Here is a 10,440-nt window from a genome sequence, read left to right as displayed (position 1 = left end):
CACCGCTGACGTGGACGGCACTTCCAGCCGGTCGTCGCCCAAGGCGCCGGCCTCGTCGTCGTCGGCAAGCTCCCCGGCGGCCGGCCCCACGTGGGCCAGGCAGACCGGCAGGTCCGCCGGCTCCAGCAGTTCCAGCGCAAAACCCTCAGCCCGGGAGGACGAGGATTCCCTCAGGGACAGCAGGATCTCGGGATCGAGGTGGGAGGCGCCGTACAGGTCCAGGGTCACGTCCGCACCGGCGGCAAGGCGGCTGGAACGCCGCATGATGTGCAGCAGGGCGGGGTAGCTGTCCTGGGTGAGGCACCCTGAGGCTTCCAGGGTCACGTGGCCGGTATCGGCATCAACACGGACAAGCACACGCAGTTTGTGGTTCACGGGATACTCCAAAAGACACGTCCGTGAGCCAACTGCATAACTCAGAGCTAACCATACGAGCTTGTTGCCGGGCTCACAAGCTGTCAGGCACCGGCGGGCGGCTGCTCCGGCCAGTCGACGCACTGGTTGTAGGACTCGTGCTTGCGCAGGTAGCGGTAGATGAACGGGCAATGCGGGATGATCCGTTTGCCGGAAGCGACGACGTCGTCCAGGGCGAAGTGCGCCAGCACCTTGGCCAGTCCCCGGCCGGCGAACCGTTCCTCGGTTTCGGTGTGGGTGAAGTCCACGTGGCCCGGGCGGTCGATGTACCGGGCCTGCACGGCTAGCTCGCCGCCGACGTGCAGCTCGTACCGGTGCAGCGCGTCGTTGCGGGTGGTGGTGACGTCCGGGCCAAAGGTGTCTTCGGTTCTTGCCGCGCTCTCGGTCATGGTTCGACCTTGGCATGTATCTCCGGGGGTGGCAATGGGTCCCCCGCACCGTGCCGACCGGGCGCCGGGGCGCGCACCGGTATGCGGCCCAGCAGCAGGGCGGCGAGCGCGAAGCAGGCGGCACCGCCGCCCAGCAGCCCCACGGTCAGTCCGTTGACGGCGGCCTGGACCACCGGCAGGAAGACCACGACGGCGGCGGTGGCCACGGCGGTGGCCGGCCGGGACCGGGGCGGCCCGGGCGCCGTCGGCCGCTCCTCCAGCCTTCCGAAGAGGGCCAGGACGGGCAGCAGCAGGAGGGCGACGGCGAGCAGCAGCAGCGGACGGGTCCACCACCAGGCGGCGCTGCCGCCGGCGGGCAGGGCCAGGCGGGTCAGCAGGAGCAGCCCGGAGAGGGCAGCGATCAGCGGCAAGTGCCAGAGGTAGATGGTCATGGACCGGCGGCCGACGGCGGCGAGGACGGCCCCGACCGGCCGGAGGGCCGCCAGCCGGACCAGCCAGGGCCGCAGCAGCTGCAGGGCCGCGGCCTGTGAGACGGCCAGCAGGAAGAGGGTGAGGTTGGGCGGGTTGAGGTTCACCAGCATGTTCCCCGAGTAGAGGCGCAGCACCACCGCGGCGCCCAGGACGGCGTTGCTGCCGGCCACCAGGCCCAGCAGGGCCGCCGGGCCCAGCCGCAGCGTCCCGTCGGCCAGCAGGAACCCGAGCTGCTGCACGGCACACCAGAGGAACACCATGTTGGCGTACGCCAGGCCGGGCACCGCGCCGCGGAGGCAGTCGACAGCCACCACCAGCGCCACCAGCGCGGCCAGCGTCAGCCACGGGGCCCTCGCATGCAGGGCGGCCAGCCACGGAAGGTTCAACTGCGCGGCCAGGTACGCCGCCAGGAACCACAGCGGCATGCCCGCGCCGCTGGCCAGCAGCTGGACCACCTGCGAGTCCACCCCCGCCAGCCGGGCCGCCCACAGGCCGGTGAACATCATCGCCAGGAGCACCGCGGCCGGGCGGATCAGCCGCAGCAGCCGGGCCTGGACGAATTCGGAGGCCGTTCCGCCGATGGAGCGCAGCCGCCGCCACGAGTAGAGCCCGGTCACGCCCCCGGCCACGAAGAACAGCGGCATCACCTGCAGCACCCACACCACGGGCTCAAACCAGCGTTGGTTGCCGAGGGTGTTCTCCGAGGTGACCGTGCCGTCCGGGTGCAGCACCGGGCTGACCATCAGCGTGTGGCCAACCACCACCAGGGCCAGGCAGAACAGCCGGGCGAGGTCGATCGCCGGATCACGGCCGTCCGTGCTCCGGGTTCCGGTCCCCCGCTGCCCCGAGCCCCCGGTCATGGCGGGGCTACACCGCCCTCACGCTGTCCACAGCACCATTGTGGCCCAGCGCCGCGGGCCGGGGTAAGGGCAGGAAGGGCCGGCGAGCGCGGCCAGGGTGGGCTAGGTGAGGATGGCGGCGAGGCCCAGCACGACGGCGAGCAGCGGCAGGGTGCCCTGGGTGGCGGCGGGGCGGAGGTACTTCCTGCCGCTGAGGGCCAGCACCAGGGCCGCCAGCAGCATCGAGCCGCAGCAGCTGAGGATCAGGGTCCAGCCGACCACGGCGGCGGACGTTCCGGGCCCGCCGAAGGCCACGCAGCCCGCGCCTACGAACGCGCCGATGGCCAGGAACAGGTTGTAGAAGCCCTGGTTGTACGCCATGGGGCGGGTGGTTTCCGCGTCCGCCTGCGAGGCCAGGCCGAACCGCTTCCAGGTCGCGGGCCGGGTCCACTGGAAGGACTCCAGGATGAAGATGTAGACGTGGAGCAGGGCTGCCAGCAGGGCAAAGACGAGGGAGGCCAGGATCATGGGTTGATCCTAGCCTCCCGCCGCTTTGCAGACTTCCTGCGTGGCCGGGTACCCGTGCTACCGGGCCAGGGCGGCCAGGGACGCGGCCGCGAAGCTCCGGGCGGAGCCGGTCCAGTGGCCCAGCAGGCCCTGCAGGTTCTCGCCGTCGGCCCGGTGCGCGGGCAGCTGCTCGGTGAGGGCCTGCAGCACGCCGGTGCGCAGCTCGGTGTTGAAGTTGACCTTGCCCACGTTCATCGCAGCGGCCTTGGCCAGCTCGGAGGCCGGAATCCCGGAGGCGCCGTGAAGCACCAGCGGCACCCGGACCCGCACGGCCACCTCCTGCAGGACGTCCCAGCGCAGCCGGGGCTCGCCGCGGTACTTGCCGTGGACGTTGCCCACGGCCACGGCCAGCAGCCGGGCGCCGGTTCGGGCAACGAAGTCCTCCACCTGGCCGGGATCGGTCAGGCCCGCCTCGCCACCGGCGGCGTTCCCGCCGGCGTCGGGGCCGAAGGCGCGGTCCTCGTCGCCGGCGAGGCCGCCGAGCTCGGCCTCGATCACGACGTCGTCCCTGCCCTGCGCTTCGAGCCGGGCCCGGACGTCCCGGACCAGGGCGATGTTCTCCTCGTAGGGCAGCGCGGAGCCGTCCACCAGCACCGAATCGGCCCCGGCGTCGACGGAATCCAGGATCAGCTGCGGGTCCGCGGCGTGGTCCAGCTGGACCGCGACGGGGACGCCGGCGTCGTCGGCCAGGCCGCGGAGCGCCGTGATCAGCCGCAACCCCTCGGGGGTCCCCGCGGTCTTCGGCGCGACCAGCAGGATGATGCCCCGCCCGGCCTCCTCCGCCGCGCCCACCACGGCCAGCGCCGTCGTGAAGTCATAGCAGGTGAAGGCCGGGACGGCCGAGCCCTGCTGCAGGGCGCCGGCGACCAGGGTGTCCAGACGGGTACGCATCAGGCGCTGAGGCCCGAGACCAGGAGCCAGGCCACGAAGGTCAGCGCGAAGCCGGCCACGCCCAGCACGGTGGTCAGCACGGTCCAGGTGCGCAGGCCGTCGGCGACGGTGAGGCCGTAGTAGCGGACCACCACCCAGAAGCCGGCGTCGGTGACGTGGGACAGTCCGAGCGAACCGAAGCCGATCGCGATGACCAGCACCGCGATCTGTGCCGGGGTGTAGCCGCCGGAGGCGACAGCGGAGGACAGCAGGCCGGAGGTGGTCACGATCGCCACGGTGGCCGAGCCCTGCGCGGCGCGGAGTGCCAGGGAGATGATGAAGCCCAGCAGCAGCAGCGGCACGCCGAGCGTGTCGAGGGTCTGGGAGAGGGCCTGGCCGATGCCGGAGACCTGCAGGACGCTGCCGAACACGCCGCCGGCGGCCACCACCATGAGGATCGAGGCGATAGGGGGCAGCGCGTCCTCGAAGATTTCACCGGTCTCGGTCAGCGACCAGCGGCGGCGGACGGCGAGCAGGAAGAAGCAGAGCGCCACGGCCACCAACAGGGCGAAGAACGGGTTGCCGACGAAGGATGCGACGCCGTACCAGGCGCTGCTCTTGGCGATGGTGAGGGTGCCGACCGTGCCGAGCAGGATCAGGACGATAGGGGTGGCGATCAGGAAGATGATCAGGCCCGGCCGCGGCGGGGCGACGGCGGCGGCGCCGGGACCGTCGTGGCCCACCTTCACCAGGGACTTGGTGCCGAACTCATCCACCTGGGTCTTGACCGCGGGCAGCAGTTCGTAGTCCTTGCGGTTCATGATCGAGGCCACCCAGTAGGACAGGAAGCCCAGCGGGACGCAGATGACCAGGGAGATCAGGGCGATCAGGCCGATGTCGGCGCCGAAGACGCCCGCGCCGGCCACGATGCCCGGGTGCGGCGGGACGGCGACGTGGATGGCCAGCATGATGCCGGCCATCGGCAGCCCGAACTTCACCGGGTGGACCTTGGCGATCTTGGCGAAGGCGTAGACGATCGGCACGAGGACGATGATGCCGACCTCGAAGAACACGGGGATGGCGACGAGGAAGCCGACGGCGGTGAGGGCCACGGCCACGCGCTTGGCACCGAGTTTCGCGGTGAAGTGGTCCGCGAGGGACTGCACGCCGCCGGAGACCTCGATCATGCGGCCGAGGATGGCGCCGAGGGCGATCAGCAGCGCGACCTTGCCCATGGTGCTGCCGACACCGTTGGAGACGACCGTGAAGACGTCCTTGAGCGGGATCTGGGCGGCGACGGCCACCAGGATGCTGACCGTCAGGAGTGCCACGAAGGCCTGGATCTTGAAGCGGATAATCAGCACCAGCAGGAGGGCGACGCCGGCGGCGGCGATGGTCAGCAGCAGCGGAGTGCCCAGCTCCACGGCCGGTTTGATGACGGGCGCGTCAGCCGCGCCCACCATCAGGGAATTGAGCAGGGGGTTCATCGGGGGTGTCTCCTTTGACAGGCGGGAGGGAGGGTCCGGCCGCGGCGGTGGGGGCCGCCCCGGCCGGGGTCGGGGGGTCGGAAGGCTTAGGCGGTGCGCTTTGCGGGGGCGACGACCTTGATGACGGCCGAGTCGTCCTCGGCGGCGAGGCCCTGGGCCTGACCGAGGAGGTAGAGCTGTTCGGCGGCGGCGGCGACCGGCGCGGCGAGCCCGGCGGCGCGGGTGGCCTTGCCGACGATGCCCATGTCCTTGACGAAGATGTCCAGGCGGCTGAGCACCTCCGCGCCGTCCTCGGTATAGGCCTCGAGGATGCGGGGGCCGCGGTTGGAGAGCATGAAGGACCCGGCGGCGCCGGCCTCGAGGGCGGCGAGGGTCTTCGCCTGGTCCAGGCCCAGGGCGTCGGCCAGGGCCATCGCCTCGGCCGCGGCGGCGATGTGAACGCCACACAGCAGCTGGTTCACGGTCTTGAGCGCCTGACCGTCGCCGGGCTTGTCGCCCACCACAGTCAGGGTGGAGGCGAGCAGTTCCAACACCGGGCGGGCGGCTTCCAGTGCGGCGGGTTCGGCGCCGACGACGATCAGCAGGTCGCCCTCGCCGGCGCGCTTCGGGCCGCCGGAGAGCGGGGCGTCCACCAGGCTGACGCCGTACTCGGCCAGCCGGGCCACGGTGGCGGGAACGGCGTCGGTGCCCACGGTGCTGCCGAGGATGACGACGGAGCCGGGCTTGAGGACCCCGGCGACGCCGGTGGCGCCGAAGAGGACCTCGTCCAGCTGTTCGCCGTTGCGCACGGCCAGCAGCAGCGCGTCGGCGCCCTCGGCGGCCTCACGGGCGGAGCCGAAGGTGCGGACGCCGGCCTCTTCGGCGAGCCGCAGGCGGGGCTCGGCGATGTCGAAGCCGTGGACGGTCAGTTCCGTGGCCAGCCGGGCTGCCATCGGCAGGCCCATGGCGCCGAGGCCGAGGACGGTGACTTGGTAGTTCATGGTTTTCTCCGTTGAAAGGGTGCGGCTGGTTAGAAGGTGGCGCTGAGTTTGCGCGTGACCTGGGCGAGGGATTCGTCGTCGCCGACATTTCCGGCGAAGACGACGTACGGGATCCCCTTGGCGGGTCCGTCGACCGGCTCCCAGAGGGAGACGATGCCCGGGAGCATGGGGCCGCGGACGATCGCGCGGCGGATTTCGAGGCCGTGGGCGGCCACGTCCGAGGAGGTGATCCCGCCCTTGGCGATCACGAAGCGGGGCGGGAAGGTCTTCAGCGTCCGGTTGACGACCGCGACGACGGCGGCCGAGACGGTACGGGCGATCCGCAGGCTCTCCGCGGCGTCGTCGGCCTTGATCAGGAGGCGACTGGTGTGCAGGATGACGTCCGCGCCGTGCAGCGCGTCGACGACGTGGGCGACCGTGGCGTCCAGGTGCGCCTCTGCGCGGCCGTCCAGGAGCTGTTCGACGTCGATCTCCACGATCCGGGCCGACCCGTGCTGGGCGGTCAGGGCGTTGAGCTGGCGGGTGGTGACGCCCACGTGCGAACCCACCACGATCAGGCCGCCGGCCTCGGAGGGCTGGTTGCCGGCGTAGGCCTCGGCGCCGGTGAGTTCGGTGCGGATTTCCTGCCCGATCCGGGCGCGGACGAACGGCGGGCCGACGCGGTAGAGCAGCTTCTTGCCGCGGCGTTCTGCCTCCTGCAGGCCCAGGGAGAGGAGCCGGAGGTCGTTCTCGGAGACGATGTCCGCCACGATCGGGGTGGAGTCGACGGCGGCGTCGATGGCGTCCGCGATGGCGCGGGCCGAGGCCTGCGGGTCCCCGGCCCGGATGGTGTCCAGGTCCAGGACGATCACGGAGCCGGCGCTGAAGCGGCCGCCGGACTTTTCCTCAACGTAGCGGGCGAGCTCGGAGTTGGCGAAGCCGAAGCTGGCGTCGCGGGCGAACTCGGTGTCCGCCACCGGGGTGAGGCGGCCGGGGCCGCCGGCACGCATGTAGTGCACCCCGCCGATCGTGACGCGGCCGGCGTCCGGGAAGGCCGGGACGATCACGACGCCGTCTGTGGCCCCGCCGTCGACGGCGCTGACGGTGGCGGCGATGACGTCCGGCTCCAGCGGGTAGTGACCGCGGAGGGTGGAATCGCTGCGGCTGACGAAGCCCACGCTCAGTGACTCGGCCTGCGCGGCGGCGAGCGCGTTGCGGACGATTTCCTCGTTGCGGGCGGCGGCCTCGGCCGGGTCCAGGCTGCGGGTGTTGGTCAGGACGTAGACGGCGTCCGCGGGACGGCCGTTGATGCGGTGGGAGAAGGCCCAGGCGAAGTCCTCCATCTCCCACCGGGTCAGGACGGGGAGGTCGGCGACGGACTGGGTGCCGGTGGGGTCATCATCCAGCACCACGAGGGTGCGGGGGCCCGCCGCGGCGGCTGCGGCCACGCCGTCGGCCACCAAGGCTGCCGGTACCGGGACCTCCGCCGGGAAGGCGGCCAGGACATCTGCCTCTAAGGGCTCTGCTGCTATGGGCACGTGCACTCCATTGTGGAAACTCTGTTGCGGTGGAATCTGCGCGGCTGGTCTCCAACCGCATTTGTAAGATGTCTGACATCTAACAAGTGAGTGTTAGTGTGGCATAAGGCACAGAGACGCGCAAGTAGACTTGTCGGGCACGCGTGTGGATGACGTTGGACGGGGAGATTTGGCTAGGAAATCGCTGGTAGGCGTCGTGGCCGACGAGCTGCTGGACCGCATCATCGCCGGCGAGTTCCCGCCCGGCTCCCCGGTCCCGGGCGAGCTCGAGCTGAGCGCGCGGCACGACGTGAGCCGGATGACCGTCCGTGAGGCGATCAAGACCCTGGAGGCCCAGCACATCCTGAGCGTCGAGCGCGGGCGGGGCACGTTCGTCAACCCGCTGAGCCGCTGGGCATCGCTGGAGGCCGTGCTGCGCGCGGCCTCGGAGGGCACCAACGACGCCGCCACGGCGGTCCAGCTCATCGAACTGCGGCGGATGCTGGAATCGGGGGCCTGCGAACTGGCGGCCTCGCGGATCAGCGACGCCGACCTGGACACCCTCCGCGGCCAGGTGGAGTCAATGCGCGCCGCCCACGAACACCACGACGTCGCGGCCTTCGTGGCCGCGGACCTCGCCTTCCACGACCTGATCCTGCGCGCCTCGGAGAATGTTTTCGCCGCGGTGCTGTTCGCGCCGTTGCACCGGGTCCTTGAGAGGCGCCGGACCCAGACCTCCGAGGTGCGTGAGATCCAGGCCCATGCGATCGAGCACCACGGAAAAATTGCGGCGGCGCTGGCCACCCGCGACCCACGGCTTGCGCGCGACGCTATGGACGCCCACATGCAGCAGACGCTGGATGACCTGCGGACCTACGTGCTGGCGGCCCCGGCGGGCTGACGCCGCCCGATGGCCGCCCAATGGCCGGGCTATCGGCGCCCCAAGCCTGTTTAGGCCAGGGAGAGGAAGAGCTTCTCCAGTTCGGCGCGGTCCAGGCTGGGGTCCTCCTGCTGCATGCACTGCTGCAGGCCGGTGGCGATGATGGAGAAGCCGGCCTTGTCGAGGGCGCTGGAGACGGCCGCGAGCTGGGTCACGACGCTCTTGCAGTCGCGGCCCTCCTCGAGCATGCGGGTCACGGCGGCAAGCTGGCCCTGGGCGCGGCGAAGCCGGTTAATGACGGACTTCATGTCCGTGGGATCGAGTTCCATGGGAGCCTCCCGGAAAAGTGGTGGATTACCGTCTATCATATACCCCCTGCCGTATCATGCATACCCCCGGCAGGTATCGGGAATCCTCCCCGTGGGGGCCGAAAGTACCTTGCCCCGGCGTCGGTCCGGGCGTATTTCTGAGCTTGTGAACTCGGCAGCATTCCTCGATCCGGCACTCCCCTTCGGCAACGACGCGCCGGGCGGCGGCCACTGGAAGCGGCTGGTATCCCTGGGTGACTCGTTCACCGCCGGCCTGGGGGACCCTGAACCGGGCAGTCCCGGCGGCATCCGCGGCTGGGCGGACCGGATTGCGGAGGAGCTCGCCGCCCTCCGTGCCGACTTTTCCTACGCCAATCTCGCCGTCAGCGGCCTGGTGCTGCAGGAGATCGTCGACCTGCAGTTGGAGCGGGCCATCGCGCTGCAGCCGGATCTGGTGACGCTCTCCGCGGGCGGCAACGACCTGGTCTTCCACCGCCGCGACCCGGACCGTCTCGCCGTCGACTTGGACGCCGCCGTCGCCGCCCTGTCCGCCACGGGGGCGACCGTGGTGATCTTCACCGGCCCCGACTGGGGCCACACGCCCGTTTTTGGCCGCATCCGCGGGAAGGTGGCGGTGTTCAACGAGAACATTCGGACCATCGCGGCACGCCACCATGGCGTGATCGCGGACCTGTGGACCATGCGGGAACTCAGCGATCCGCGGATGTGGGACCCGGACCGGCTGCATTTTTCGCCGCTGGGCCACCACACCATTGCGGGCATGGTGCTGGACACCCTGCAGGTTCCGCACACCTTGGTGCCGCTGCGACCCAAGCCGCTGCCCGCGCCCGGCTGGCGCCAGACCCGCACCGAGGACCTGTCCTGGGCGACGCACTATCTGTTTCCGTGGATGGCCCAGCGGCTCCGGCCGCACCCGCCCGAGAGCCCGGCCGCGCCGAAGCGCCCGGACCCCGGCCCGGTACTGCGGGTGACCGCTTCCCCCGCCGGCAGCCCCTAGTCCGGGGCGGTCCGGTCCGCTAGCCTGCAGGGACGGCCCCCGGCCGCCGCGGCCGGGTCAACGGACCGACGACGATCCCGAGGAGCGAAGATGTCCAACCACACCTACAGCATTTCCGAAATAGTCGGCACCTCGACGGAGGGCGTCGATGCGGCCGTCCGTAACGGCATCGCCGAGGCCGCCAAGACCCTGCGCAACCTGGACTGGTTTGAGGTCAAGGAGATCCGCGGACACCTGGAAAACAACGAGGTGGCCGACTGGCAGGTCACCATCAAACTCGGCTTCCGGCTGGAGCGCTGACCCGTCGTCCTGCCGTGCTTTCTGCTGGACGCCTGCTAACGATTGCATCTCCCTTGCGGCGATTTCCTCCGCCCGGGTGGCAATTTGATAGTAAGCATGATTAGTATTTACCCAGAAGGACGAAGCGCACCCGGCAACCCGGGTGTCTCCTCAACAGAAAGCGAAGGACAGCAAATGGGTATTCTCGGATTTCTGATTCTGGGTCTCATCGCCGGCGCAATCGCCAAGGCCATCCTGCCGGGCCGTCAGGGCGGCGGATGGGTCATCACGATGGTCCTCGGCGTTGTTGGCGCCCTCTTGGGCGGCTTCATCGGCAGCGCAATCTTCGGCACCGGTCTGCAGGACTTCTTCTCGCTGACCACTTGGCTGCTGGCGATCGTTGGTTCGATCATCGTTTTGCTCATCTACGGCATGATCACCC

The 10,440-nt window shown here is 70.4% G+C and carries 12 protein-coding genes and 1 pseudogene; 4 read left to right on the top strand and 9 right to left on the bottom strand.

Features of this window, described 5'->3' with window-relative positions; genetic code table 11:
• From AB0305_RS21325 to AB0305_RS21290, 8 genes and pseudogenes are all read right to left on the bottom strand, one after another.
• Positions 1-375 (bottom strand): annotated as a pseudogene (locus tag AB0305_RS21325) (hypothetical protein); the annotation flags it as partial.
• A gap of 83 nt (positions 376-458) precedes the next feature.
• A complete protein-coding gene (locus AB0305_RS21320; RefSeq protein WP_364136003.1) occupies positions 459-803 on the bottom strand; it encodes a GNAT family N-acetyltransferase in 345 nt (114 codons plus the stop codon).
• On the bottom strand, positions 800-2,134 hold the full coding sequence (locus AB0305_RS21315; RefSeq protein WP_364136000.1) for an acyltransferase: 1,335 nt from the start codon (positions 2,132-2,134) through the stop codon (positions 800-802). The genes AB0305_RS21320 and AB0305_RS21315 overlap by 4 nt, the downstream gene beginning before the upstream one ends.
• Before the next feature lie 102 nt (positions 2,135-2,236).
• Positions 2,237-2,641, bottom strand: a complete 405-nt coding sequence (locus AB0305_RS21310; protein ID WP_364135997.1) for a DUF1304 domain-containing protein — start codon at positions 2,639-2,641, stop codon at positions 2,237-2,239.
• A 57-nt stretch (positions 2,642-2,698) separates the two neighbouring features.
• Positions 2,699-3,571, bottom strand: a complete 873-nt coding sequence (locus AB0305_RS21305) for a class II fructose-bisphosphate aldolase (RefSeq protein ID WP_364135994.1) — start codon at positions 3,569-3,571, stop codon at positions 2,699-2,701.
• Positions 3,571-5,037 carry a GntP family transporter gene (locus tag AB0305_RS21300; RefSeq protein ID WP_364135991.1) on the bottom strand — a complete coding sequence of 489 codons (1,467 nt, stop codon included), beginning with the start codon at positions 5,035-5,037 and terminating at the stop codon, positions 3,571-3,573. Before AB0305_RS21300 ends, AB0305_RS21305 begins: the two co-directional genes overlap by 1 nt.
• A gap of 86 nt (positions 5,038-5,123) precedes the next feature.
• Positions 5,124-6,017, bottom strand: a complete 894-nt coding sequence (locus AB0305_RS21295; RefSeq protein ID WP_364135988.1) for an NAD(P)-dependent oxidoreductase — start codon at positions 6,015-6,017, stop codon at positions 5,124-5,126.
• A gap of 29 nt (positions 6,018-6,046) precedes the next feature.
• Positions 6,047-7,534, bottom strand: a complete 1,488-nt coding sequence (locus AB0305_RS21290; RefSeq protein WP_364135985.1) for a four-carbon acid sugar kinase family protein — start codon at positions 7,532-7,534, stop codon at positions 6,047-6,049.
• A gap of 169 nt (positions 7,535-7,703) precedes the next feature.
• On the opposite strand from AB0305_RS21290, the gene AB0305_RS21285 reads away from it, so the two are divergent.
• A complete protein-coding gene (locus AB0305_RS21285) occupies positions 7,704-8,414 on the top strand; it encodes a FadR/GntR family transcriptional regulator (RefSeq protein ID WP_290256970.1) in 711 nt (236 codons plus the stop codon).
• 50 nt (positions 8,415-8,464) lie between these two features.
• On the opposite strand, the gene AB0305_RS21280 is transcribed toward AB0305_RS21285, so the two are convergent.
• Entirely contained in the window at positions 8,465-8,722 is a 258-nt protein-coding gene (locus tag AB0305_RS21280; RefSeq protein WP_290256971.1) for a metal-sensitive transcriptional regulator, read from the bottom strand.
• 220 nt (positions 8,723-8,942) lie between these two features.
• Between AB0305_RS21280 and AB0305_RS21275 the strand changes: the two genes are divergently transcribed.
• The 3 genes from AB0305_RS21275 to AB0305_RS21265 all read left to right on the top strand — a co-directional run.
• Positions 8,943-9,719 carry an SGNH/GDSL hydrolase family protein gene (locus AB0305_RS21275; RefSeq protein ID WP_290257298.1) on the top strand — a complete coding sequence of 259 codons (777 nt, stop codon included), beginning with the start codon at positions 8,943-8,945 and terminating at the stop codon, positions 9,717-9,719.
• Between the two features lie 90 nt (positions 9,720-9,809).
• Positions 9,810-10,019, top strand: a complete 210-nt coding sequence (locus tag AB0305_RS21270) for a dodecin (protein WP_290256972.1) — start codon at positions 9,810-9,812, stop codon at positions 10,017-10,019.
• Between the two features lie 174 nt (positions 10,020-10,193).
• The coding region (locus AB0305_RS21265; protein WP_366173960.1) for a GlsB/YeaQ/YmgE family stress response membrane protein at positions 10,194-10,440 on the top strand (247 nt) is incomplete at its 3' end.

The sequence above is a fragment of the Arthrobacter sp. NPDC080086 genome (assembly GCF_040702285.1).
The sequence above is the reverse complement of the archived record's forward strand: the minus strand, read 5'-3'. Positions and strand labels throughout refer to the sequence as shown.

Excerpts from the sequence above, each read along its gene's own strand:
- AB0305_RS21320 (WP_364136003.1), bottom strand. The coding sequence starts at position 803 with ATGACCGAGAGCGCGGCAAGAACCGAAGACACCTTTGGCCCGGACGTC.
- AB0305_RS21315 (WP_364136000.1), bottom strand. The coding sequence starts at position 2,134 with ATGACCGGGGGCTCGGGGCAGCGGGGGACCGGAACCCGGAGCACGGAC.
- AB0305_RS21310 (WP_364135997.1), bottom strand. The coding sequence starts at position 2,641 with ATGATCCTGGCCTCCCTCGTCTTTGCCCTGCTGGCAGCCCTGCTCCAC.
- AB0305_RS21305 (WP_364135994.1), bottom strand. The coding sequence starts at position 3,571 with ATGCGTACCCGTCTGGACACCCTGGTCGCCGGCGCCCTGCAGCAGGGC.
- AB0305_RS21300 (WP_364135991.1), bottom strand. The coding sequence starts at position 5,037 with ATGAACCCCCTGCTCAATTCCCTGATGGTGGGCGCGGCTGACGCGCCC.
- AB0305_RS21295 (WP_364135988.1), bottom strand. The coding sequence starts at position 6,017 with ATGAACTACCAAGTCACCGTCCTCGGCCTCGGCGCCATGGGCCTGCCG.
- AB0305_RS21280 (WP_290256971.1), bottom strand. The coding sequence starts at position 8,722 with ATGGAACTCGATCCCACGGACATGAAGTCCGTCATTAACCGGCTTCGC.
- AB0305_RS21270 (WP_290256972.1), top strand. The coding sequence starts at position 9,810 with ATGTCCAACCACACCTACAGCATTTCCGAAATAGTCGGCACCTCGACG.